Source organism: Stenotrophomonas sp. PFBMAA-4, assembly GCF_030053215.1.
GTDB lineage: Bacteria > Pseudomonadota > Gammaproteobacteria > Xanthomonadales > Xanthomonadaceae > Stenotrophomonas.
This window is the reverse complement of sequence record NZ_JASGBW010000026.1, coordinates 16,951-42,035: the sequence shown is the minus strand read 5'-3', so window position 1 is coordinate 42,035 and position 25,085 is coordinate 16,951. Positions and strand designations below refer to the sequence as shown.

The 25,085-nt window shown below is 66.8% G+C and carries 21 protein-coding genes; 8 read left to right on the top strand and 13 right to left on the bottom strand.

Features of this window, described 5'->3' with window-relative positions; genetic code table 11:
* The first annotated feature begins 171 nt into the window (after positions 1-171).
* From QMZ26_RS15685 to QMZ26_RS15675, 3 genes are all read left to right on the top strand, one after another.
* On the top strand, positions 172-1,074 hold the full coding sequence (locus tag QMZ26_RS15685; protein WP_079220987.1) for an ABC transporter ATP-binding protein: 903 nt from the start codon (positions 172-174) through the stop codon (positions 1,072-1,074).
* A 12-nt stretch (positions 1,075-1,086) separates the two neighbouring features.
* A complete protein-coding gene (locus QMZ26_RS15680) occupies positions 1,087-4,671 on the top strand; it encodes a M1 family aminopeptidase (RefSeq protein ID WP_283221984.1) in 3,585 nt (1,194 codons plus the stop codon).
* Positions 4,672-4,732: 61 nt separating this feature from the next.
* Positions 4,733-5,032, top strand: coding sequence for a hypothetical protein (locus QMZ26_RS15675; protein WP_283221983.1), 300 nt, complete (start codon positions 4,733-4,735; stop codon positions 5,030-5,032).
* A 41-nt stretch (positions 5,033-5,073) separates the two neighbouring features.
* Here QMZ26_RS15675 and QMZ26_RS15670 read toward each other — a convergent pair whose 3' ends face one another.
* The 7 genes from QMZ26_RS15670 to QMZ26_RS15640 form a co-directional block, all read right to left on the bottom strand.
* Positions 5,074-5,385 (bottom strand): hypothetical protein, encoded by a 312-nt coding sequence (locus QMZ26_RS15670; protein WP_283221982.1) that lies wholly within the window; start codon positions 5,383-5,385, stop codon positions 5,074-5,076.
* 91 nt (positions 5,386-5,476) lie between these two features.
* Positions 5,477-5,779 carry a hypothetical protein gene (locus QMZ26_RS15665; RefSeq protein ID WP_283221981.1) on the bottom strand — a complete coding sequence of 101 codons (303 nt, stop codon included), beginning with the start codon at positions 5,777-5,779 and terminating at the stop codon, positions 5,477-5,479.
* Entirely contained in the window at positions 5,776-6,162 is a 387-nt protein-coding gene (locus tag QMZ26_RS15660; RefSeq protein ID WP_200734380.1) for an SseB family protein, read from the bottom strand. The genes QMZ26_RS15665 and QMZ26_RS15660 overlap by 4 nt, the downstream gene beginning before the upstream one ends.
* Before the next feature lie 125 nt (positions 6,163-6,287).
* A complete protein-coding gene (locus tag QMZ26_RS15655) occupies positions 6,288-6,686 on the bottom strand; it encodes a hypothetical protein (RefSeq protein ID WP_283221980.1) in 399 nt (132 codons plus the stop codon).
* A gap of 83 nt (positions 6,687-6,769) precedes the next feature.
* Entirely contained in the window at positions 6,770-8,485 is a 1,716-nt protein-coding gene (locus QMZ26_RS15650; RefSeq protein WP_283221979.1) for an alpha-amylase family glycosyl hydrolase, read from the bottom strand.
* Complete coding sequence (locus tag QMZ26_RS15645; protein WP_200734383.1) at positions 8,485-9,972, bottom strand: MFS transporter; 1,488 nt, start codon at positions 9,970-9,972, stop codon at positions 8,485-8,487. The genes QMZ26_RS15650 and QMZ26_RS15645 overlap by 1 nt, the downstream gene beginning before the upstream one ends.
* Positions 9,969-12,173 carry a Six-hairpin glycosidase-like protein gene (locus QMZ26_RS15640; protein ID WP_283221978.1) on the bottom strand — a complete coding sequence of 735 codons (2,205 nt, stop codon included), beginning with the start codon at positions 12,171-12,173 and terminating at the stop codon, positions 9,969-9,971. Before QMZ26_RS15640 ends, QMZ26_RS15645 begins: the two co-directional genes overlap by 4 nt.
* 236 nt (positions 12,174-12,409) lie before the next feature.
* Here QMZ26_RS15640 and QMZ26_RS15635 point away from each other — a divergent pair, with 236 nt between their 5' ends.
* Positions 12,410-14,461: a glycoside hydrolase family 97 protein gene (locus tag QMZ26_RS15635; protein WP_283221977.1), complete on the top strand. Its 2,052-nt coding sequence runs from the start codon at positions 12,410-12,412 to the stop codon at positions 14,459-14,461.
* Between the two features lie 270 nt (positions 14,462-14,731).
* On the top strand, positions 14,732-17,488 hold the full coding sequence (locus tag QMZ26_RS15630; protein WP_283221976.1) for a TonB-dependent receptor: 2,757 nt from the start codon (positions 14,732-14,734) through the stop codon (positions 17,486-17,488).
* Positions 17,489-17,912: 424 nt separating this feature from the next.
* Here QMZ26_RS15630 and QMZ26_RS15625 read toward each other — a convergent pair whose 3' ends face one another.
* Complete coding sequence (locus QMZ26_RS15625; RefSeq protein WP_283221975.1) at positions 17,913-18,047, bottom strand: hypothetical protein; 135 nt, start codon at positions 18,045-18,047, stop codon at positions 17,913-17,915.
* Between the two features lie 25 nt (positions 18,048-18,072).
* Positions 18,073-18,534 (bottom strand): hypothetical protein, encoded by a 462-nt coding sequence (locus QMZ26_RS15620; protein WP_283221974.1) that lies wholly within the window; start codon positions 18,532-18,534, stop codon positions 18,073-18,075.
* 41 nt (positions 18,535-18,575) lie between these two features.
* Between QMZ26_RS15620 and QMZ26_RS15615 the strand changes: the two genes are divergently transcribed.
* The gene (locus tag QMZ26_RS15615) at positions 18,576-19,271 is read left to right on the top strand and encodes a hypothetical protein (protein ID WP_283221973.1); all 696 of its coding nucleotides are present in this window, start codon (positions 18,576-18,578) and stop codon (positions 19,269-19,271) included.
* Between the two features lie 40 nt (positions 19,272-19,311).
* Here QMZ26_RS15615 and QMZ26_RS15610 read toward each other — a convergent pair whose 3' ends face one another.
* The gene (locus tag QMZ26_RS15610) at positions 19,312-19,827 is read right to left on the bottom strand and encodes a hypothetical protein (RefSeq protein WP_283221972.1); all 516 of its coding nucleotides are present in this window, start codon (positions 19,825-19,827) and stop codon (positions 19,312-19,314) included.
* Positions 19,828-19,981: 154 nt separating this feature from the next.
* On the bottom strand, positions 19,982-21,595 hold the full coding sequence (locus tag QMZ26_RS15605) for an alpha-glucosidase family protein (RefSeq protein WP_283221971.1): 1,614 nt from the start codon (positions 21,593-21,595) through the stop codon (positions 19,982-19,984).
* A 215-nt stretch (positions 21,596-21,810) separates the two neighbouring features.
* Between QMZ26_RS15605 and QMZ26_RS15600 the strand changes: the two genes are divergently transcribed.
* Entirely contained in the window at positions 21,811-22,809 is a 999-nt protein-coding gene (locus QMZ26_RS15600; RefSeq protein WP_079220972.1) for a polyprenyl synthetase family protein, read from the top strand.
* 184 nt (positions 22,810-22,993) lie between these two features.
* Here QMZ26_RS15600 and QMZ26_RS15595 read toward each other — a convergent pair whose 3' ends face one another.
* Positions 22,994-23,779 (bottom strand): dienelactone hydrolase family protein, encoded by a 786-nt coding sequence (locus QMZ26_RS15595; protein ID WP_200733168.1) that lies wholly within the window; start codon positions 23,777-23,779, stop codon positions 22,994-22,996.
* A 129-nt stretch (positions 23,780-23,908) separates the two neighbouring features.
* On the opposite strand from QMZ26_RS15595, the gene QMZ26_RS15590 reads away from it, so the two are divergent.
* Positions 23,909-24,499: an SMI1/KNR4 family protein gene (locus tag QMZ26_RS15590; RefSeq protein WP_108760219.1), complete on the top strand. Its 591-nt coding sequence runs from the start codon at positions 23,909-23,911 to the stop codon at positions 24,497-24,499.
* A gap of 26 nt (positions 24,500-24,525) precedes the next feature.
* On the opposite strand, the gene QMZ26_RS15585 is transcribed toward QMZ26_RS15590, so the two are convergent.
* Positions 24,526-25,059 carry a hypothetical protein gene (locus QMZ26_RS15585; RefSeq protein ID WP_283221970.1) on the bottom strand — a complete coding sequence of 178 codons (534 nt, stop codon included), beginning with the start codon at positions 25,057-25,059 and terminating at the stop codon, positions 24,526-24,528.
* Between the last annotated feature and the right edge of the window lie 26 nt (positions 25,060-25,085).

Genomic DNA, 25,085 nt, shown 5'->3' with positions numbered 1-25,085 from the left:
GCGAGGCCGCTGTAGAGGCATTGTGTGATCGAGCGGGCGGCCCGGCCCCCCATCAAGGTGGATTTCACTCCCTCCAGCGGCACTTCCGTCGGAAAGCATGACCATTGGCATTGACCGCCGCCGTATTCAGCGCGATAAACGGCCATTCATACAGGGAAGGGGTGTACGCGCATGCTGCAGATCGACTCGCTGTCCAAGACCTACGCCAACGGCGTGCACGCGTTGAACGGGGTCACCCTGGACATCCCGCGCGGCATGTTCGGCCTGCTCGGCCCCAACGGCGCCGGCAAATCGTCGCTGATGCGCACCCTGGCCACGCTGCAGGAAGCCGACAGCGGCACGGCAGTGCTGACCATTCCCGGCGAATCGCCGATCGACGTGCTGCGCGACAAGGATGCCGTGCGCCGCCGCCTGGGCTACCTGCCGCAGGATTTTGGGGTCTACCCCAAGGTCAGCGCGCTCGACCTGCTGGAGCACTTCGCCGTGCTCAAGGGCCTGACCCAGCGCGCGCAGCGCCGCGAAGTGGTGGACGGCCTGCTGCAGCAGGTGAACCTGTGGGACGCGCGCAAGCGCAAGCTGGGCACCTATTCCGGCGGCATGCGCCAGCGCTTCGGCATCGCCCAGGCCCTGCTTGGCGATCCGCGCCTGGTCATCGTCGATGAGCCCACCGCCGGCCTCGACCCGGAGGAACGCAACCGCTTCCTCAACCTGCTGGCAGCCATCGGCGAGAACGTCGCGGTGATCCTGTCCACCCACATCGTGGAGGACGTGACCGACCTGTGCCCGAGCATGGCCATCATGAACAAGGGCCAGGTGCTGCTGACCGGCCGCCCCACCGATGCCATCGAGGCCCTGCAGCAGCAGGTCTGGCGCAAGCAGGTGGACCCGTCCGAACTGGCCGACCATGAAGCGCGCTACGTGGTGCTGTCCACGCGCCTGGTCGGTGGCCGCCCGGTCATCCATATCCACAGTGCCAGCGATCCCGGCGATGGCTTCCGTGCCGTGGCCCCCGATCTCGAGGACGTCTACTTCCAGCGCCTGCGCCTGCAGGCGCGTGCCCGCGCGGCAGCCTGAGCGGAGCACGCCATGATCCTCAATTTCTTCCGCTTCGAGCTGCGCGAGCAGCTGCGTTCTCCCCTGCTGTGGCTGCTGGCCGGGCTGTTCGCCCTGCTCGCCTTCGCCGCCGCCTCCAGCGATGCGGTGCAGATCGGTGGTGGCAGCGGCAACGTGCACAGCAATGCGCCGACGGTGATCGCGCAGATGCTCGGCATCTTCACCCTGCTGGGGATGCTGGTGAACGCGCTGTTCGTCAGCAATGCGTTGCTGCGTGACTTCGAACTGGGTACTGCCGAACTGATCTTCGCCAGCCCGGTGAAGCGTCGCGACTACCTGGCCGGTCGCATCGCCGCGGCCCTCGCGGCCGGGCTGCTGGTCTACATCATCATTGCGTTCGGCGTGTGGCTGGCACCGTTCATGCCATGGGTCGATCCCGAGCGCATGGGCCCGATCAGCTGGCAGGGCTATGCCTGGGCGTTCGCGGTCATCGTCATTCCGAACCTGCTGTTCACCACCGCGCTGCTGTCGCTGCTGGCGGCGCTGACCCGCTCGATCCTCTGGGTGTACATCGGCCTGGTGGCCTACCTGGTGCTGTACGGCGCCAGCGCGGCCCTGCTGCGCGACATCGACAACACCTGGATCGCGGTGCTGAGCGAGCCGCTGGGCATGCGTGCGCTGGGCCGTACCATCCGCTACTGGTCCACCGCCGAACGCAACAGCGGCATCCCCGAACTGGCCGGCTACCTGCTGGCCAACCGCGCCCTGTGGCTGGGCGTAGCGGCAGCACTGTTCGCCGCCACGTTTGCCCTGTTCCGTACCGAACGCAGTGGCAGCGGCCGCCGCCGCTGGGGCCGCAGGCAGGCGCTGCCGGCCGCCGATGCGGGTGCCGTCCGCCCCACCCGCGCGCCCCTGCCGCGGGTGGTACCGGTGTTCACCGCGGGCACGGCGTGGCAGCAGTTCCTGCGCCAGGTCCGCTTCGACACGCGCGGCGTGCTGCGCAGCGTGCCGTTCATCGTGCTGCTGGTGCTGGGCCTGGCCAACTTCCTGCCCAGCGCATTGTTCCGGCAGACGCTGTACGGCACTTCGATCTGGCCGGTCACCTCGCAGATGGTCATGGCCCTGCAGGGCGCCTTCAGCTGGCTGCTGGTGATCATCGTGCTGTTCTTCGCCGGCGAGCTGGTCTGGAAGGAACGCGGCGCACGCATCAATGAAGTGACCGACGCCATGCCCGTGCCGAACTGGGTACCGCTGCTGGCCAAGTTCACCGCGCTGCTGGCAGTGATCGCCTGTTTCCAGGCTGCTGGCGCGCTGGCGGCGATGGGCGTGCAGCTGGCCAAGGGCTACACCCACCTGGAGCCACTGCTGTACCTGCGCAGCCTGGCACTGGATTCGGTGGTCTACATCCTCATGGGTGGCCTGGCGCTGGTGCTGCAGGTGCTCACCAACAACAAGTTCGTCGGCTATGCACTGCTGATCATCGTGATGATCGGCCAGGGCGTGCTGGGCATGCTGGACTACACGCAGAACATCTACAACTTCGGCAGCTGGCCCAATGCCCCCTATTCGGACATGAACGGCTATGGCCACTTCCTGGCCGGGCAGCTGGCGTTCCAGGGCTACTGGGCGCTGTTCCTGCTTGCGTTGATGTGCCTGGCCTCGGCCTTCTGGGTACGCGGTGTCAGCCAGGGCCTGCGCCAGCGCCTGGCCCTGGCCGGCCGTCGCCTGCGCGGTCCGACCGGTGCCTTCGCCGCGGTCGCTGCGCTGGCGTTCGTCGTCGTGGGTGGCTGGTTGTACTGGAGCACCAACATCCGCAACGAGTTCATTTCCCCCGACCAGCAGCTGGACCTGCAGGCCCGCTACGAGCGCGAGCTGTCCAGGTACCGCACGCTGCCGCAGCCACGCATCGTGGCGGTGGACAACCGCGTGGACCTGTTCCCCGAATCGCAGTCCATGGTGATCGACGCCCACTGGAAAGTGCGCAACACCCATGCCGTCCCGATCCAGGACGTGCACGTCTCGATGGGGGATGACAAGCAACTGCTCGCCGTCGATCTGGGTGGGCAGACCCTGGCGATGCATGACGCCGATCTTGGCTACCGCATCTACCGCCTGCAGGCGCCGCTGCAACCGGGTGAAACCCGCGACGTGCACTTCCGGGTGATGCAGAAGCCCGACGGCATCACCGCCGGCCAGGCGCCGAGCAACATCGTGGACAACGGCACGTTCTTCAACAGCCGCGTGCTGCCCTCCTTCGGCTACAACGAAGGTGCCGAGATCAGCGACCGCAATGAGCGGCGCAAGCGCGGTCTGGGTGAACCACGGCGCATGCCCAAGCTGGAAGACGAGGCCGCGCGCGCCAACAACTATGTGTCCAACGATGCCGACTGGCTCGACTTCCGCACCACGGTCTGCACCGCGCCGGACCAGGTGGCGCTGGCCCCGGGCTACCTGCAGCACGAAACCACGGTCAATGGCCGCCGCTGCTTCAGCTATGCCATGGACCGGCCGATGCTGAACTTCTATGCCTACCTGTCGGCACGCTGGGAAGTGCGCAGGGCGAAGTACAGGGACATCCCGATCGAGGTCTACTTCGACCCGGCGCACGGCTACAACGTGGACCGGATGATTGAAGCCGTGCAGAAGTCGCTGGCCTACTACGAAGCGAACTTCACGCCGTACCAGCATCGCCAGGTGCGCATCATCGAATTCCCCGGCTATGCCCGCTTCGCGCAGTCCTTCGCCAACACCATTCCCTATTCCGAGGCCATCGGCTTCATCGCCGACCTGCGTGATCCGGACAAGGTGGACTACGTGTTCTACGTGACCGCCCATGAGGTTGCCCACCAGTGGTGGGCGCACCAGGTGATCGGTGCCAACGTGCAGGGCGCCACGGTACTGTCCGAGTCGCTGTCGCAGTACTCGGCATTGATGGTGATGGAGCAGGAATACGGCCGCCAGCACATGCGCCAGTTCCTCAAGCGCGAGCTGGATGGCTACCTGTCCGGGCGCGGCGGCGAGGCCATCGAGGAACAGCCGCTGGAGCGCGTGGAGAACCAGCAGTACATCCACTACCAGAAGGGATCGCTGGTGTTCTACCGGCTGCGCGAGGAGATCGGCGAGCAGGCCCTGAACCGTGCATTGAAGCGCTTCCTGCAGGACAAGGGTTACCAGCAGCCGCCGTACACGACCTCGCGCGAACTGCTCGACTACATCCGCGCCGAAACGCCGGCAGATCGCCAGGCGCTGGTCACCGACCTGTTCGAGAAGATCAGCTTCTACGACAACCGGGTGATGTCCGCGAGCGCGCGCAAGCGCGAGGATGGTCGCTACGACGTGACACTGGTCCTGCACGCGGCCAAGCAGTACGCCGACGGCAAGGGCCAGGAGAGCGACGGCAGCATGGATGACTGGATCGAGATCGGCGTGTTCGCCAACGGGCCGTCGGGCAAGGAACGCGACCAGAAGGTGCTGTACCTGCAACGCCACCACGTGACCACGGCCGAGCCCACCATTACGGTGACGGTGGACAGCAAGCCGGACGAGGCCGGGTTTGATCCATACAACAAGCTGATCGACCGCGTCAGCGACGACAACCGCAAGAAGGTTTCGATGTGATGCTGGCGGTGGTGCCGGGCCGCATGCCCGGCACCACCGCCATCCTGCCTGGAGATGAAACGTGATCGTGATGGTCTATGGCTTTACGGGCCGCTATGCAGGCGCGTCCGAACTCGAATGGAATGCGCCGGAAGCAGGTGCGTTGCATAGAGCCATGCTGTTCCTGCGGCAGGACGAAGAGCGCGATGCCTTCGACCTGGCCCAGGCCGAATGCGCACGATTCGGCTTTGATGAGATCACCGACCTGCGCTGCGGCCGCTTGCAGGTGGATGTGCTGGACACCGATGCCTACCGTGGCTTCGCCGGGTTCTACGAAGAGGCTCTGAGCAAGGGCTCCGCCCTGCTCTACTACCCGAACTGATTCCAGTAGTGCCAGGCCATGCCTGGCAGGGCTTCCCCACATCACCCTCGCGGCGATGTCCCGCGCTGCGGCCCGAGCAACGCCAGCAGCACATAGACCACGATCGAAGCGACCGTACCCAGCAGCGCAGGCCCACCGAAGGCCCAGGCCGCCCGGCCCTGCTGCCGCGCCCACTGTCCAAGATGCCAGGCCGCACCCAGGTTGATCACCCACGCAAGGGCGAACACCGGCCACTGCGCCATGCCGACGGCGCGCAGCAGCGGCAAGGCCAGCAGTGCGGCAACGATGGCCGCGACCAGGAAGATCAGGGCGGAGCGGGAATGGCGGGGCGCGGGTGCAGTTTCCAGTTCCATGGACAGTCTTCCCTGTGGGCCTGATGTCACCATTGTGGAACGCCGCACCATGCTCGGCAAACGCCCCCCTGGTGCGGGGCGAGGCGCAGCACTAGGACCCGCGCAACCAGAGATGGACCAGGAATGCTGGCACTGGCCCCAGCGTGGCGAAGCCGCCCAGCAACCACGCCCGGCGCCCCTGCAATCGCGCACGCTGGTACAGATGCCAAGCTGCGCCCCAGCTGCCCACCCATGCCAGCAGCGGTGCGGGGCTGTCGTCGATATCGAAGCCGAATGCAAGCGTCAGCCCGATCACCATCGACAGCGCCACGCCGGTCACCAGCCAGATGGCAGCCCGCCGTTCGTGGTGGGCGGCAGCGCGTGCCATCGAGTCCATGCCGGAGATCCTGCTCATCCCTGCGCGAAGTCCTTCAGGATCTCGCCCACGCCGCTGGCGGAAATCTCGAAGCCGAGCGTCGTACCAGGGTTGACCACCACGCCGTAGCCACCCGGCACACGGCGCAGCACGTCCAGCATCAGCCAGCGGATCTGGTGCGGGGCCTGCTGGGAATGGAGGCCGACCCGCGCCGGATCGGTGAAAACGGCCACGTGCAGGGTGCCCTGCTTGTCGAACAGCAGCGGGTCGAAACCGCTGCCGTCAGGGGTGACCAGGCTGCCGGTCAACAGCACCACCTCCGACGCCACGAAGGCTTCCATGAAGGCGCGGATCGGCACGGCCCCGTCCATGGCGGCCTTCAGCAGGGTTTCGATCGGGGTCTGCGGGGCGAGGTCGGTCATGGCGGTACGGCGGGGAGGTAGGGACGCCTATTGTAGAGCCGAGCCCACACTCGGCTGCCTCTGCCCCCCGAAGCAGCCGAGCATAGGCTCGGCTCTACCGGATTCCAGCCAGGCATGGCCTGGCTCTACTGGGGCTGGGCGTTCAGCGCGGGCGACGACCGCCAGTACCGGTGAACCAGTGCAGCCAGCAGCATGCCCGCGGCCCACGCCATCAGCACGCTGCCGCCGCCCTGCAGCGCATCCACCGCGGCCAGTCCCGCAACCAGCGCCAGCATGGCCGCCACCAGCATTACTGCCACACCCGTGCCGCGTGCGCTGGCCAGGCGCAGGGCCAGCAGCATCAGCGGGAACGCCACCAGGCTGGCGCCGAGGCCGAACACCACAAGCGCGTCCCACAGGTACACATTGAAGCTGCGCGGCATCGCGATGGCGGCGGTCCGCGCCAGCCACGGAAAGGTCACGGCGGCGATCAGGCCACCGGTGGCCGCGCCAGCACAGAGTGGAATCAGTAAACGTCGCATCATTCAGCCCATCCTTGCCGAAGTACCGGCCGCTGGCCGGCAGTTGCATCTGCCAATGATCTGGAGCTGCCGGCCAGTGGCCGGCCCTACCGCTTCAACCGCTGGTCCCGCGCCTGCTGGTCAGCCACTGCCTTGTCCAGCTCGGCCTGCAGGGCCGGCTGCTGCACCGGTGCATCCAGTACGTACACCTTCACGCCGTGCGCAGGAACCTCCACCTTCAGCGAGCGCTTCACCTTCAGTTCGGTGCCACCCAGCGCATCACGCCAGGTGCCCGCCTGCAGGTACCGCGCCACCTCGATGCTGCGCACTGTATCACCCTTGTTCAGCACCACCAGCGCGGTCTGCGCCACGTCACCGTGCTGCAGTACGCGGAAGAACACCGCCTCGTCGCCCTGCAGGCGCTCGTTCACCTGCAGGCCGCGCTGCAGGGCCGGGGTGGCTTCGCGCAGCTTGGCGATACGCTGCAGCGGCGCGAAGATCGGGCTCTGGGGTGCATCGTCCACGCGCTGCTGGCCGAAGTACGCGCGGTTGCCGGCGTGTTCGGCGCGGCCACGCATGAAGCCGGTCTCCGATCCGTAATAGACCACCGGGATGCCGCGCGCGGTGAACAGCCAGTTGTGCGCGTCGATGAAGCCGGTGTCGCTGGCCTGCAGCCGCGGCATGTCGTGGTTGTCGTAGAAGCTCATCAGCTCGTACGGGTTGGCGTACGGGCCACCGGTCAGGTGCAGCGGCTCGGCCAGCGTTTCAAACCCCTTGCCGGTGGTGCCGAAAGTCTGCTCCAGCGCGCCGCGCAGCGGGAAATCGAGCACGCTCACGTTCGCATTGGCCGGCCAGGTGTGCTCGGCGATGCTGGCCGCGTTGTAGTCGAAGGCTTCGCCGAACATGAACATGCCCGGGTGCTCGGCGCGGATGCGGTTGACGAACTCATGCCACCACGGGTGCGGCAGCCAGCCGATGGTGTCGATGCGCAGCGCATCCACGCCCTGTGCGGTCCACTGCAGGTAAGCACCCACCAGGTAATCCATCACCGCCGGGTTGTCCTGGTTGAAATCGGACAGCTCGGCCAGGTTGCCGTCGAAGATGGAACCGTCCTTGCCGTCGACCGGACCGATGTTGTTGTAGAACGCGTGCAGCGGGTTGTGCTTCGGGTCCAGCTTCTGCGGCGGCAGGTTCTGGTGGTCGGCAATCAGCGTGCCGTCCTTGTCGAAGATCTGGCCGAACTGCGGCTGCCGCCTGGGCATGGTCCAGGCAGGCGAACCGTGGTTGCCGACGATGTCCAGCACCACCTTCAGGCCGGCATCGTGCAGGCCCTTGTTGAGGCCGGCAAAATCCAGGTCCCTGCTGGGCAGGTGTTCGTCGAGCTTGTAGAAGTTGATGCCCCAGTAGCCGTGGTAACCGGTCTTGCCGCGGTCGGTCAGCGTGCTGGTGCAGCTGATCGGCTTGCTGCCGGTGAACGCCTCGTCCGGGTTGTCGACGATGGGCGTGATCCACACCGCACCGAAACCGAGGTTGCGGATGTACTGCGCATTGTCCAGCACACCGCGGAAATCACCGCCGAGGTAGCCGATGTTGCCATCGACCTTGTCCGGGCACGGCACCGGGATGTCGAACGTGCGGCGCTTGCCGCCCTGGTCGCGGTGGTCGTTGGACGGATCGCCGTTGACGAAACGGTCGGTGACCACGAAGTACACCGCATCGCTGGCGAACGGCTCGGTGGTGCCCACATAGTCCGGGCGCGGCGCAGCCACGGCCGGGCCGGCGAACAGGGCAAGGGAAACAGCAACAGCCAGCAAAGCACGCATCACACCACCTCCGGACGGGACGGAACCCGCAGTACGCACACACCGGCCACGAGCAGGCTGCAGCCACCCAGCACCAGCACGTGGATCGGCTGGTCACCCAGCCACGCGCGCAGGGCAAAGCCGAGCGCACTGGCCGCGACCAGCTGCGGGATCACGATGAAGAAATTGAAGATGCCCATGTACACGCCCATCTTTGCCGCCGGAACGCTGTCCGACAGCAGGGCATACGGCAGGGACAGGATCGAGGCCCAGGCAAAGCCCACGCCGACCATCGACAGCAGCAGCCAGCGCGGATCATCGATGAACATCATCGAGATCAGCCCTGCCCCGCCCAGCCACAGGTTGACCAGGTGGCTCCAGCGCAGGCCGAGCGCGCGCACCATCGGCGGGATCAGCAGCGCGGCCAGTGCAGCGAAGCCGTTGTAGGCACCAAACAGCACGCCCACCCAGTTGGCGCCTTCGTTGTAGGCCGCCGACTGCGGATCGGTGGAACCAAAGTGGGTACCGGCCACGGCGGCGGTGGTGAAGATCCACATCGCAAACAGCGCGAACCACGAGAAGAACTGCACCCAGGCCAGGCGCCGCATGGTCACCGGCATCGCCCGCAGGTCGCCGACGATGGCCGCCAGCATGTGCGGGCCGGGCAACAGGCGGGCCAGCGCCAGCAGCAGGCCGTAACCCGCGCACAGGCCGGCCAGCACGTACAGCATCCTGTCGCCCTGGCGCCAGGCGATCAGCGCTGCCAGCAGCACGCCCAGGCCCAGCCACAGCGCCACCTGGCCCCACGGTGCGGGCCCGCTGACGGCGGCGCCGGCGTGGTGCGCGGGCGGCTCGGCATCGTCGAAGGACGCAAGCTCGGTGGGCGAATACTCGCGCGTGCTGAATACCGTCCAGCTGATTGCCGCCAGCAGCACCACCGCGCCGAAGTAGAACGCGTAGCGCACCGAGTCGGGCACTTCACCCGGCACGGCCGTGTTGCTGACGCCGAAGTGAGTGAGGATGAAGGGCAGGAAGCTGGCGACGATGGCGCCGACGCCGATGAAGAAGCTCTGCATCGCATAGCCGGTCGGCCGCTGGCGCGGCGCCAGCTGGTCGCCGACGAACGCGCGGAACGGTTCCATCGACACGTTGATGGAGGCATCCAGCACCCACAGCGTGCCGGCCGCGATCCACAGCGTGGGCGAGTTGGGCATCACCAGCAGGGCCAGCGTGGTCAGCACCGCGCCGATCATGAAGAACGGGCGGCGTCGCCCCCAGCGCGTCCAGGTACGGTCGGACAGATAGCCCACTACCGGCTGCACCAGCAGGCCGGTCAGCGGTGCGGCGATCCACAGCCCCGGCACCGCGTCCTGCGATGCCCCCAGCGTTTCGAAGATGCGGCTGGCGTTGGCGTTCTGCAGTGCAAACCCGAACTGGATGCCGAGGAAGCCGAAACACATGTTCCAGATCTGCCAGAACGACAGCTGCGGCTTGGCGGGACGACTCATCGTGCACCCTCGACCGCAGCGACGGGCGCCACCTTCAGCGCCTGCACCTGGGCCTGGTTGAGCACGCCTTCGCGCCCGCCCTTGCCGCCGGTGTAGTGCGCGAAGTGCTCCAGCGCGCTCATGTTGAAGCCTTCTTCCAGAGTGACCGTGCAGCGGCCCTTCGGCACGGCGAAGCTGGCCGCGGTCGATTCCTGCGCGGCAACGCTGTGTGGCAGGGTGACGGTCTGCCGCTGCGCCGGCTGGCCTGCGCACTGCAGGTTCAACTGCTTCACCGCCGCAGTCACGCCGGTGTTGATCGGCCCGTTCGGGTTGTTGTACTGCAGGCGCAGGCGCACATGGCTGGCCTTGGCATTGCTGAAGCGCCACTGGCGGTCACCGCGCAGCACCTGCTGCGGGCCCACACACAGCATCGGGCTGTGCAGCGATTCCAGCGCACCGTCTCGGCGGGTCAGGCTGAGGCAATGCTGCAGCCCATCGTCGCCCACGCGGGCCACGCCCTTGGCCGGCTGCAGTGCCTGGCCGTCCTGCCACAGCACCTGGTCAGCGTCCACGGCCACGGTCCAGCCCTTGCCACTGCGCCTGGCCTGCGGTGCGGCCGGCGTGGCCGGTGCACGCGCATTGGCATCGGCACTGGCCACGGCGGCACGCGGCGCGGCAGCGGCCGGCACCAGCTGTACGGTGGTGGTCGCACCCCGCGTCTTCACCTTGCCGGCCACCAGCAGGCCGTCGCCCAGCTGCTTCGGCCGCTCCAGCACATAGCGCTTGCCGTTCGCCTCCAGGCTGATGCGGCGCTGCTTTCCGAACAGGTCCGGCACCAGGCTGGCCGGCAGCTTGGGCTGCACGCTGCCATCGTCCTGCAGGCCGAACACGCCTTCGCTGACCATGGCCAGATAACCGGCCACCGACCACAGCTGGCGCTCGGAGTTGACCACCGGGCCACTGAGCGCGCCTTCGTCCACGTGCACGGCCTGGGTGACCAGCTCGTAGTTCTCCATGTTGGAACCGGCCAGTGCCGCGCCCTGCATCAGCGAACGGATTTCGGCGGCGATGCGCGGGGCATCATCGAGCTTGCGCGCGGCACGCAGCGAGTAGGCGCTGACGAACGGCCAGATGGCGCGGTTGTGGTAGATCGGCTGCTGCGCTTCCTGCGGCCACACCACCGGGCTGCCGGCCGGCCCCATCGGGTAGGCGGCCAGCGCACGCTGCGCACGCCCGGCGGGCAGCACGTCGGCGAGGATGCCCAGCGACAGGCCCAGCAGATCGACCTTGGCGTACGGCACCGGGTGCGCGGCTTCGCCGATGTAGCTCATGTACTGGCCCATGTCCTCGCGCCAGAAGCGTGCATCGATCTGCAGCGCCAGCGCGTCGGCCCAGGCCTTGTACTGTTCGCTGCGCTCGTCGCCCAGCTGCGCGGCCATCTGCTGGCCCAGGCGCAGCGCCTGGTAGTGCAGCACGTTGGTGGACAGCGCGTAGGAATCACCGATGAAGCGCACGTTCTCGCGCGTCCAGTCCGGGTAGGTCTGCTCGCGCCAGTCCAGGAAAGATGTCTCGCCGCGGTACAGGCCCATCTGCGCGTCGAACACCATCGCCCGGTCCTGCGCGAGGGTGCCCTGCAGCGCCTGCCACACCTGGTCAGCGAACGCCGGATCATCCAGCAGGTGGCGCGCGGCGAGGAACCACACCACGCGGTCGCTGCTGATCGGCCAGCTGCCACCGGAACCGGTGTCCTGGGCAACGAACAGACCGGGAGTGCGGCCATCGCGCGCGGCCGACAGCTTGAACTGCAGCGACTGCCGGGTACGCTGCGGGTCCAGCTTGGCCAGTGCCAGATCGGCGGCGAAGCTGAGATCGCGGGTCCACACATAGGGCCAGCGCGCGCCGGTCTGGAAGCAGTCGCACGGCACCGGCCGTCCTTCGTCGAAGGACGGATCGCGGATCGCGTCCACGCGGTCCTGGTCCATTTCCTGCTGCGCCAGCGCGAACAGCGCGTCGAACATCACGCTGCCGGTCTGGCTGCGCATGGGCGCGGCGGCGATCTGCACGGCGCCGTGCCCTTCCAGCGTGGGCGCATGCAGGACAAAGCTGCCCTTGGCAGCGGCTTCGGCACGCGCATGGCGGCCGTTGAATTCCAGGTCGGCCGCGTGCGCGGTCGTTCCCAGCGCTGCCCCAAGGGCAGCCGTCAGGCAAATGATCTTCAGCATCGAAGCGGCAGACCGGCTTGCGCCCGTCGACCTCCCTCCCTCTCTGCACCGTTGTGGGTCCGCGCCACCTTGGACGGTGCGCGGGCGCGGCGCCTCCCTCAAGGTGCCTTGGCCCCATGGTAGACGCGGCGCCGCAACCTGCGGCCAGTTGCATACGTATTCATCGCAGTTGCGTGAAGAGCGGCGCCCACGCTGGCTTATGGTCCGGGTCTGCCAACGGCGCCTTGGGAGGGGAAATGCCGGCTTCATCTGCTGCAATCCGCGCGATGTTCGCGCACGTGTTCGGCCTGGCCCTGCTGGGCCTGGCTGCCCTGGCCCAGGCCGCGCCACAGGTGGCCAGCGTGGAATCGCCGGGCAAGGTGCTCAAGGTCAGCCTGGTGCTGGACGGTGGCACCGCGCGCTACCGCGTCGAGCGCTTCGGCGAGCCCGTGGTGGCCGATTCGAAGCTGGGCTTTGAACTGCGCGATGGCCGCCTGGACCGCGATTTCGCCCTGCTCGGCCAGCAGCAGCGCAGCGTCGATGACACCTGGGAACAGCCCTGGGGCGAGCGCCGGGTCACCCGCAACCACTTCAACGAACTGACCGTGCAGCTGGCCGAAACCACCGGCAGCAAGCGCCGCCTGGACGTGGTGTTCCGCGTGTACGACGACGGCCTTGGCTTCCGTTATGTGTTCCCCGAGCAGCCCAACCTGCGTGAGGCGATCATCGATGACGAGCTGACCGAGTTCGCCATCGCCCCCGATTCAACCGCCTGGTGGATTCCGGCCGGCGAACCGATCCACTACGAGTACCTGTACCAGCGCACGCCGCTGCGCGAAGTGCCGCTGGTGCACACGCCGATGACCCTGCGCAGCCACGACGGCCTGCACGTGGCCATCCACGAGGCCGCGCTGGTGGACTACGCCGGCATGTGGCTGCGCCGCACCGAGGGCCAGCGCCTGCGCGCGCAGCTTTCGCCCTCGGCCGAAGGCTGGAAGGTGCGCCGTGCCCTGCCGTTCGCCACGCCGTGGCGCACGCTGCAGATCGCTGACCGCGCCGGTGGCCTGGTCGAATCGGACCTGATCCTCAACCTCAACGAACCCAATGCACTGGGCGATGTGAGCTGGGTGAAACCGGCCAAGTACCTGGGCGTCTGGTGGTCGATGCACCTGGACAACGAAAGCTGGGCGACCGGCCCGAAGCACGCCGCCACCACCACGAAGACGAAGAAGGTGATCGACTTTGCCGCCGCACATGGCTTCCGCGGCGTGCTGGTGGAAGGCTGGAACCCCGGCTGGGACGGCATGTGGGTGGGCAACGGTTACGACTTCGATTTCACCCGCGCCACGCCGGACTTCGATATCGAGGCGCTGTCCGCGTACGGCCTGAAGAAGGGCGTGCACCTGATCGGCCACCACGAAACCGGCTGCGCCATCGAGCACTACGAAGACCAGCTGGGCGCCGCGCTGGACCTGTATGCGCGGCTGGGCGTGGACCAGTTCAAGACCGGCTACGTCTGCGATGACGGCCAGGTCGACCGCCGCAATCCGGCCGGCGGCCCGCTCTGGCGCGAGTGGCATGACGGCCAGTTCATGGCCCGCCACCACCTGAAGGTGGTGCAGGAAGCCGCGCGCCGGCACCTGTCGGTGAATCCGCACGAGCCGATCAAGGACACCGGCCTGCGCCGCACCTACCCCAACTGGATCTCGCGCGAAGGCGCGCGCGGCATGGAGTACAACGCCTGGGGCCAGCCGCCGAACCCGCCCGAGCACGAGGTCAACCTGGTGTTCACCCGCATGCTGGCCGGCCCGTTCGACTACACGCCCGGCATCCTCAGCCTGAAGGGCCGCCACGGCCAGGCCATTCCCAGCACGCTGGCCCGCCAGCTGGCGCTGTACGTGGTGCTGTACAGCCCGATCCAGATGGCCGCCGACCTGCCCGAGCACTACCTGCAGCACCGCGAAGCGTTCCGCTTCATCGAGGACGTGGCGGTGGACTGGGAGCAGAGCCGCGTGCTGGACGGCGAAGTGGGCGACTACGTGACGATCGTGCGCCGCGACCGCAACAGCCGTGACTGGTTCCTGGGCAGCATCACCGATGAACACGGCCGCGTGCTGCCGGTGTCGCTGGGCTTTCTGGAACCGGGCGTGCGCTACCGCGCCGAGATCTACCGCGACGGCAACGGTGCGGATTTCCGCAGCAATCCGTTCGCGTTCAAGCGCGAGACCCGCGAGGTGACCAGCGCCGATGCCCTGACCCTGGTGCTGGCACCGGGCGGTGGCCAGGCGATCCGGTTCACCCCGCTCTGAATGACGGGCCGATGGAAATGCAGCCAAGCATGGGCTCGGCTCTACACGGTAGCGCCCGAGCCCACGCTCGGGCGGCGGCGCGGAGCGCCGGGATACGGACACTGGAATCGATTACAACGCTGCGAAAGCCATTGAATACGTATGCAGGGTGATTCCCGCGGAGAAGCCGCTGCCTACCATAGCGGCGACGACAGCGGCCACCGCGTCGCACGTCCACGGCACCGCCGGGACGACCACAAGATGCTCTACAACATTGCCTGGGAGGGGAAAATGTTGAACCACACGCGCACCGCGCTGAGTCTGGCGCTGGCCGTTGCACTGGTGCCGTCGCTGGCGTCGGCGCAATCCACGCAGTCCACCGAAACCGCCACCGGTACGTCCGCCACCAACCTGGACACCGTACAGGTCACCGGCATCCGCCGCGGCATCGAAAACGCCATTGCGATCAAGCAGGACGCCACCTCGGTGGTCGAAGCGATCTCGGCCGAAGACATCGGCAAGCTGCCGGATGTCAGCATCGCCGAATCGCTGGGCCGCCTGCCCGGCCTGGCCGCCCAGCGCGTGGCCGGCCGTGCCCAGGTCATCAGCGTGCGCGGCCTGTCGCCCGACTTCGCCACCACCCTGCTCAACGGGCGTGAAGTGGTCAGCACCGGCGACAACCGCAGCGTCGAGTTCGACCAGTACCCCTCGGAACTGGTGAACGGCGTGACCGTCTACAAGACCCCGGACGCCGCCCTGGTCGGCCAGGGCCTGTCGGGCACCATCGACATGCAGACCGTGCGCCCGCTCAGCTTCCCCGACCGCGTGATCGCCGTCAGCGGCCGCCTGCAGAAGAGTTCGCTCGGCGAAGCCGCCAATGTCGATGAATTCGGCAACCGCTTCAGCGCCAGCTACATCGACCAGTTCTTCGACAAGACCCTGGGCATCTCGATCGGCTACGCGCACAGCGACAACCCGATCCAGGAAAACCAGGTCGGCCTGTACGAGCCGTGGACCACCGAGCAGACCACCAACGGCAACCGCCCGGGCGTGGCCGCAGGCACGTACTTCTCCGATGGCATCAAGGCGCTGCGCCGTACCGGCAACAACAAGCGCGACGGCGTGATGGCCACCATCCAGTTCCGGCCGAACAACGCCTGGACCAGCACCTTCGATGCGTTCCACACCGAAGCCGAGCAGATCGACACCGCCAACCAGTTCGAGCTCAACCTGAGCAACTTCAATGGTGGCTATACCCCGGGCCTGCTGATCAGCAACCCGCAGGTCAATGCCGATGGCACCTTCACCGGTGGCACCGCCAGCGGCGTTTACCCGCTGGTGCGCGGCATGTACAACAAGCGCAAGGACAAGATCGATGCGTTCGGCTGGAACAACGAGTTCACCTTCGGCAGCGTCAAGCTGGTCGCCGACGTGAACTACTCCAAGGCCACGCGCGATGAGCTGAACCTGGAAAACAACCTGCAGCTGACCCCGATGCCGCAGCTGGACACCATCGGCCTGCAGATCCGCCCGAACGGGTTCTCGCAGATCAGCCCGGGCCTGGATTACTCCGATCCCAATGCGCTGTTCCTGACCAACACCATCTATGGCTCCGGCTACGGCAAGGTGCCGCAGGTGGAAGACCGCCTGAAGGGTGCCAAGCTGGCCGCGACCATCGCCCTGCCCGAGGCCATCGCTTCGTGGGCACCGGACGTGGACATCGGCGTGAACTACGCCGACCGCCGCAAGACCAAGACCCAGTCCGAAGGCAACATCCTGCTGGGTGCGCAGGGCGATGCCAACATCGCCCCGGACCTGCAGTATTCGCCGGTCAACCTGGGCTTTGCCGGCATCGGCTACATCCCGGCCTGGAACGTGCCGGCGGCCGTGGGCCGCTACATGACCTTCAACCCGGTCGACAACCTCGACTACCTGATCCCGAAGTCGTGGGTGGTGCAGGAAAAGATCACCACCGCCTGGGCGCGCCTGAACATCAACACCGACATCGGTGAGGTGGGTGTGCGCGGCAACATCGGCGTGCAGATGCAGCACACCGACCAGAGCTCGGATTCGCGCTACTGGGACAGCTCGCAGCCGGCCGGCAGCAACATCCAGCCGTACTCCAACGGCAAGACCTACAACGACTGGCTGCCGAGCTTGAACCTGGCTTTCATGTTCCCGCACCAGCAGACGCTGCGCTTCGCCGCGGCCAAGCAGGTCGCGCGCCCGCGCGTGGACCAGATGCGTGCCGGCCTGGAGTTCGGCGTGGATACCGCCACCGGCAAGCCCGGCGGCAGCGGCGGCAACCCGCTGCTGGATCCGTGGCGTGCCACCGCGCTGGACCTGTCCTACGAGAAGTACTTCGGTGAAAAGGCCTACGTGGCCGCCGCGATCTTCTACAAGGACCTGAAGAGCTACGTCTACACCCAGTCGGTGGACGACTACGACTTCACCGACCTGCTGGGCAGCTACGTGCCGCCGCCGGGCATGACCGCACCGGTGCTGACCACCGGCACGTTCTCCACCCCGGAAAACGGCAAGGGCGGCACGCTGAAGGGCCTGGAACTGACTGCATCGTTCCCGCTGGACATGCTGACCGACAGCCTGCGTGGCTTCGGCGTGCAGGCCAGTGCCACCTTCAACAAGAGCGACATCAAGATCCTCGACCCGGAAAGCGCCTCCAGCGTGGGTTCGGATCCGATCAGCCTGCCCGGCCTGTCCGAGCGCGTGTACAACTTCACCGCCTACTTCGAGCGCAACGGCTTCGAAGCGCGCGTGAGCCAGCGCCGTCGTTCGGACTTCATCGGTGAGATCGGCAACTTCAACGGCAACCGCACGCTGCGTTACGTGGTGGGCGAGAACGTGACCGATGCGCAGATCAGCTACACCTTCAGCGACAGCAGCGCCATGCGTGGCCTGACCCTGCTGCTGCAGGGAAGCAACCTGACCAACGAGCCGTACCGCACCTACGCCGGCACCACGGACCGCCCGCTGGAATACATCGAGTGGGGCCGCACCTACGTGCTGGGCGTGAACTACAAGTTCTGACCACGATCGGTAGTGCCGGCCGCTGGCCGGCAACCCACCGGTAGCGCCGGGCCATGCCCGGCGACACACAAGGGGAGCAGGACCGGAAACCCGCTGCACACGCAGCGGGTTTTCTTTTTGCGCGTGGACACCGCGCCCGGTATCGCATCCACGCATGGCGTGGATCTACTGAATGCATCCACGCATGGCGTGGATCTACTGAATGCGTCCACGCATGGCGTGGATCTACTGAATGCATCCACGCATGGCGTGGATCTACTGAATGCATCCACGCATGGCGTGGATCTACTGAATGCATCCACACATGGCGTGGAACTACTGAATGCATCCACGCATGGCGTGGATCTACTGAATGCATCCACGCATGGCGTGGATCTACCAGATCAGTAGATCCACGCCATGCGTGGATGCACCCGGCAGAACATCATGAGATCAGCACAGCGCAGCTGATCGCGATGACCAGCATCATCACCAGCAGGATGCGCCCGCTGTATCGGCCAAGGGCATGGCCAACATTGTTCAGGGCCACGGTAATGATCTGCCCCAGCAGTTCCCACATGGCACAACCTCTCTCTCGTCAGGACTCAGGCGCCCTCTTCCGGGGAACCACTGGTGGAACTCAAATGGACACGCGGCAGGTCGAATCGCCTGGCCCAGACCAGCAGGACGCGGTGCTGCAGTTCACCTGTCGTGGAGAAGTAACGCACCGCTCGGTCTTCCGCGTTGTAATACGCCGCATGCAGGGCGCCATCGGGATGGACCAGGACCGCCGCGGCATGGTGTACAGGGAAACCCAAGCGCCACCCGTCCAGCAGCAGCCCTCCATCCTTGAGCGGCACCGGCACCGCCGACTCATCGAAGTTGCGCCGGAACGCCGCGTACTCCGGTCCGAGCAACTGCTTCAGGCCAGGCACCACGTCAGAGCCCTCGAAGGCATCCTCAAGCGCGGGGCCCACGATCATGATGGGCATGGCGCAGGCGGGGTGGGCAATGGACAGCGCCACCGCCAGTGCCAATACACGCAACCAGGAATCAAAGGAACGCATCGGAAATCCACCATGCAGGGAGGGCCATCAGGATCAGTGGCTTGAAGACCGCCGGCCACCGTGCATTACCATCTTCAAGCGTGTCGTCCAGAACAACAAGAAGCCCGATGAATGCCCCGAACCAGATTCTGCAGAAGACCCTGATGGCACTTCATCGTGATGCCAGCGAAGTACACCGGCTGTGGCATGACAAGGCCCGGTTGCTACCGCTGCTGGAATGCGCACTGGCCATCCAGGCCGGGCAGCCGGGCCGCACCGCGCTTGGCCAGAGCGCGGCGTATCTGCTCAATTACGTACTGGTTTTCTTTGCAGGCACGGCAGAAGGTCTTGGTGCACTGCTCAGGTCACTGCCCCGGGCCGATCTACGCGCCACCCTCGCAAACCAGTGGCTGTCCAACGAACTCATCGCATTGGCTGAAGTCTCCGCATTGGCCCGGTCGCAGGACGTATGGACGCTTGAACACCTGTCTGCAGAGGATACAGAGTGGCTTGCCCGGCTCAGTGCCCAGTATCTGCTGAGGCATGCGCTGCCGAACTCCCTATCGGTGCAGCTCCTGGTGCCGGAAGAACTCAGGCTTGGCCCGCATGCCCGGGAGTACCTGCTTGGCTGGGCCTACGAAGAAGGCAAGCTTGACCCCGCCGCCACGCAGTACTTCGCGCAGGCGCATCCTGCCAAGTTCGCGATGCTGCAGACCCTCGCTGCCGCCCATCCTTCTGCCGCTACGCGGCCGCTGTAACAGGCGGCATGTGCCGAAGCAGAAGCGTCCAGCATCGCGTTCAGGCGACAGTACCGGAAAAAAAGGGACGGGGCGCGCCGGCCCCGTCCCCGCAAGTACTGCCACCGGAGAAATCGATCAGCAGCCCGGCGGTCTGTGCGATGCAGCCAACGTATTGCCTCGCCCAGGCCCGCAGCGCCGGATGGTGGGGCTGGTCTGCGTTCGAGAAGCGGCGCGGGGCGCACTGACCCGCGTTGTAGTAGGCCGCGTCCAGGCTTCCGTCTGGATGCAGCACCACCACCGCACCGTAGGAATCAGGAAAGCCCAGCCGCCACCCGACCAGCATCAAGCCACCACTCTTGAGCGGCACCGGCACCGCCGACTCATCGAAGTTGCGCCGGAACGCCGCGTACTCCGAGCCGAGCAACTGTTTCAGGCCAAGCACCACGTCAGAACCCTCAAAGGCATCCTCCAGCGCGGGGCCCACGATCACGATGGGAGTGGCGCAGGCGGGGTGGGCAATGGACAGCGCCACCGCCAATGCCAACAGGCGCAGCAGCGAAGAGAAGCCATGCATCGAAGGTCCACCACGGAGAGGGGCCACCAGTGTCCACGCCCACCCCGGCCGTTTCCATTCCAATAGTTGGAAAGTGACGGCCAACAGCGACCCACAAAAAAGGGACGGGGCGCTTCGGCCCCGTCCCCGCAAGTACCGCCACCGGAGAAATCGGTCAGCTGCGTCGTGCGCAATACACCGCACGCGGCGGCAGCTGGAGTTCATTGCCCTGCACCGTGCCCGCATCCGGGCCCGGCACCGCCACCTGCTGCCAGTTGCCCGGCGGCAGCGGATGGCTCACCGCCTCGGCCGACAGGTTGAAGGCCAGCAGGAGGGTTTCATCTGCAAGCATACGCTCGAACAGCAGCACTGGCTCGGCACTGTCCAGGAAACGGATGTCGCCGTGCTGCAGGGCCGGCTGGGTCCGCCGCCAGGCGAGGAAGCCGCGGAAGGCCGCCAGGACCGAACCCGGGTCGGCCGCCTGCACGGCCACCGCCGCCGCCCGGTGCTCGGCCGGGATCGGCAGCCAGGGCTTGCCGGTGGTGAAGCCGGCCAGCGGGGCGTCGGTCCACGGCATCGGCGTGCGGCAGCCATCACGGCCCTTGAAGTTCGGCCAGAAGGTGATGCCGTAGGGGTCCTGCAGGTCCTCGAAGGCGACTTCCGCCTCGGCCAGGCCCAGCTCTTCCCCCTGGTACAGGCAGACCGAACCGCGCAGCGAGCACAGCATCGCCACCAGCATGCGGGCCAGGCGCGGGTCGGACGGACGGCCACCCCAGCGGCTCACCGCCCGTTCGACGTCATGGTTGGACACCGCCCAGCACGGCCAGCCTTCGGTCATCACCGCTTCCAGGCGGGAGACCGTGTCGCGGATGTAGGCCGCGCTGTAGTCGTCCACCAGCAGCTCGAAGCTGTAGCCCATGTGCAGGCGGCCGTCCTGGGTGTACTCGGCGGTGGTGGCCAGCGAGTCCTCCGAGGAGATCTCGCCCAGGCTCACCGCGCCCGGGTACTCGTCCAGCAGCGCACGCAGCTGCTCCAGGAACGGCAGGTTCTCCGGCTGGGTGTTGTTGTAGTAGTGGTACTGGTACGCGTACGGATTGTCCGGGCTGAAGCCGCGGCCCACGCGCTTGTCCGCCGGCTTGGGCGGGTTGTCGCGCAGCTGCGCGTCGTGGAAGCAGAAGTTGATGGCGTCCAGGCGGAAGCCGTCCACGCCGCGGTCGAGCCAGAACCGCACGTTGTCCAGCGTGGCCTGCTGCACGTCCGGGTTGTGGAAGTTCAGGTCCGGCTGGTCGACCAGGAAGTTGTGCAGGTAGTACTGCTCGCGGCGCGGCTCCCACTGCCAGGCGCCGCCGCCGAACAGCGACAGCCAGTTGTTGGGCGGGGTGCCGTCCTCGCGCGGGTCGGCCCACACGTACCAGCCGGCCTTGGGGTTGGTCCGGTCCTGGCGGCTCTCGCGGAACCAGGCATGCTCGAGCGAGGTGTGGCTGAGCACCTGGTCGATCATCACTTTCAGGCCCAGGCCATGCGCCTTGGCCAGCAGGCGGTCGAAGTCCTCCAGGCTGCCAAACAGCGGGTCGACATCGCGGTAGTCGGCGATGTCATAGCCGAAATCGGCCATCGGCGATTTGAAGAACGGCGAGATCCAGATCGCATCGGCGCCCAGCGCCGCGATGTGGTCCAGCCGCTCGATGATGCCCGGCAGGTCGCCCACCCCGTCGCCGCTGGCGTCGAGGTAGCTGCGCGGGTAGATCTGGTAGATGACGGCTCCGCGCCACCATGGATTGTGCGACATCGACAGCCCCCCTCCGGGCATGCGGGACCCACCGGAAGCGGGCCGAAAACCAACTCCGGCAAGCTTAGCGGCGGCTTCCCGGGCATGGCGCTGCCTGCATACGTATTCACGCCGCCAGGCCGGCCAACGCCCTGCGAAAAGGCCGGATGGGCCGGTTTCCGCCCGATTTCACGGCCAGCCCCTATAATTGGCGGTGAGCCTGAAAGCCTGATCGCATGACCATCACCGAAGACACCCGTCCCGCCCTGGGCCTGCCCCAGATCCAGTCGCTTGCTGCGGCCGACATGGCCGCCGTCGATGCCCTGATCCGGCACCGGCTGTCCTCGGATGTCGTACTGATCAACCAGATCGCCGACCACATCATTTCCGCCGGCGGCAAGCGCCTGCGGCCGATGCTGGTGATGCTGGCCGGCCACGCGGTCGGCACGGCCGGCCCGGAGCACCACCAGCTGGCGGCGATCATCGAGTTCATCCACACCTCCACCCTGCTGCACGACGACGTGGTGGACGAATCGAGCCTGCGGCGCGGCCGCAGCACCGCCAATGCCCTGTGGGGCAACGCGCCGAGCGTGCTGGTGGGTGACTTCCTGTATTCGCGCAGCTTCCAGCTGATGGTGGAACTGGACCGCATGCCGGTCATGCAGATCCTGGCCGATACCACCAACCGCATCGCCGAAGGCGAAGTGCTGCAGCTGCTGCACGTGCACAACCCGGACACCGACGAAGCCGCCTACCTGCGCGTGATCGAGCGCAAGACCGCGGTGCTGTTCGCCGCCGGCACCCGCCTGGGCGCGCTGGCCAGCGGCGTGGACGAAGCCACCCAGCAGGCCCTGTACGACTACGGCATGCACCTGGGCTATGCCTTCCAGATTGCCGACGACGTGCTGGATTACTCGGCCAACGCCGAGGAACTGGGCAAGAACCTGGGCGACGACCTGGCCGAAGGCAAAGCGACCCTGCCGCTGATCCACGCCATGGCCCATTCGGACGACGCCACCCGCGAGCGCCTGCGCAGCATCGTGCAGGACGGCGACGCCTCGGCCATGCCGGAAGTGCTGGCCGCCATCCGCGCCACCGGCGGCCTGGACTACAGCCGCCGCCGTGCCGAGGAATACGCCGAAGCCGCCGAGCGCGCGCTTGACGGCCTGGGCGACAACGATGCCGTGGCGGCCCTGCGCGGCCTGGCCCGTTACGCGGTGCAGCGCTCGCATTGATGGGTGAAGGTGTGCCGACCAACGGTCGGCACTTACCTCTTCCTGTGGGTGCCGACCAACGGTCGGCACCTACCTCTTCCTGTGGGTGCCGACCGTTGGTCGGCACAGAAGCATTGGTGGGTGCCGACCGTTGGTCGGCACAGAAGCATTGGTGGGTGCCGACCGTTGGTCGGCACGCCTTTGATTACCGGAAGCGCTCCTCGAAGAACTCATCCAGCGCCTTCCATGCGCGCTTGGCCGCCCGTTCGTTGTACTGGCAGCCCGGCGGATTGTTGGCATCGCGCTCAGCAAAGCAGTGCACTGCGCCGCTGTAGTTGGTGAACTCCCAGTCGACCTTGGCCGCGTCCATTTCCTTCTGGAAGCTGCCGATGTCTTCGGCGGTCACGCTCTTGTCGTCGGCGCCGTTGAGCACCAGCACCGAGGGATGGCTGCCACCGGCCTGTGCCGGCAGCGGCGAACCCAGCCCACCGTGCAGGCTGACCACGCCCGCCAGCGGCGCACCGGCACGGGCCAGTTCCAGCACCGTGGTGCCGCCGAAGCAGAAGCCCACCGCACCGATCCGGCTGGCATCCAGCGGCGCCTTGCCGGCCTGGGCCTTGAGCACGTTCACCGCCTCCAGCGCGCGCGCCCGCAGCAGCGGCCGGTCATTGCGCAGCTTGGTCGCCACCGGGCCAGCCTCGGCATCGGTCTTCGGCCGCACGCCCTTGCCGTACACATCGGCCACCAGCACCACGTAGTCATCGCCGGCCAGCTGCTTGGCCTTCTCGATGGCCGATTCGTTCACGCCCTTCCAGTTGGGCACCATCACCAGGCCCGGGCGCTTGTCGTTGTCGCCGTCGTCATAGACCAGCACGCCACTGAAGGTCGTGCCCTGGTGCTTCCATTCCACCGGCTGGGTCTTCATCGCCGCCCAGGCCGGCATCGCCGCCAGCCCCAGCACCATCGCCACGCCACAACGCCATCGGTTCATGTGACTGCTCCACTGAAAAGGGAATGGAGGGGATCACGTCGCAGAACACCCTCCCGCGTCGCATTCTGCATTGGCGACGTGACGCAGGTGTGGTTGGATACGACCTGATCCCCTCCGCCCCTCTTTTACATGAACCTTGTTGATCGCTTTCTTTCCGGCCTTGTCCCGCGCCTGCCTGCCGAGGACGCTGCGCAGTGGGCACATGTCCAGGGCGCCAGCGCCGAAGACCTGCAGCGCCTGCGCACGCAGTGGCCGCAGGTGCCCGACAGCCTGCTGGCCCTGCTGTCGCGGGTGGATGGCACGCACTTCCGTGAGTATCCCGGTGGCGAAGTGGTGGTCTACGTGCTGGGTTCGGATGTCGAGGACGGCGGCTACCCGTACTACCTGCGCTCGGTCGCGCAGATTTTCGAAGACCAGCAGCAGTGGGACGACAGCATCCGCTCCATCTACGAGGAGTGGCTGGATGACGAGCCGGAGATCCTGGGCGATGGCATCGATGGCGACCTGCCGATGAACCGTCGCCTGTGTTTCTCGCACTGCATGAACAACGGCGGCACCTCGATGCTGTACCTGGATTTCGACCCGGCACCGGGTGGTACCGTCGGCCAGGTGGTGCGCTACCTGCATGATCCGGACAGCTATGCGGTCATCGCGCCCAGCTTCGATGCCTACCTGCAGCAGCTCATTGACGGCGATTACGCGTTCATCGATCAGGAGTAGATCCACGCCATGCGTGGAGGGCGCTCTCACCCGCGCTCGATCCAATGCAACGTGCCCGGCGCGAGCGCCAGCAGATCCGCGGCGGCCAGCTGATCCCGCGACCAATGATGTTCCGGCGGGTTCGGCTGCTGGGCACTCACCGCACCGTCGTAGTCACGCACCAGCAGGCCGATGCGCGCCGCACCGGCCTGCAGCAGCGCGTCGATGCGCTGCAGCCACTGGCCGGCATCACCCAGGCCTTCGCTCTGGCGTGCCTGCCGCTCCTGCTCGAAATGCGCCAACTGCTCGGCCAAGGCGCGGGCGATCTTCGCCTCGCTCCAGCCTTTTTTCCGCCAGCGCTCGGCATCGCCCTTCCATTCCGGCTCCGTGCGTGCCGACGCCAGGGCCGTGCCGCAATCGCAGTGCGCGGCGCTCAGCCACGGCTGCCAGCCGGGCCCAACCGCCGCCTGCAGGCTGGGCGATGCCTGGGCGAACAAGCTCCGGCCGCTGCGCTTCATGATCGCGGCGGCTTCAACGTGCGCAAACGAGGTGGGCAGGAACAGGGTGATGAAGGTGCACATGCAGGCTTCTCGAATCCGTCCGGGAA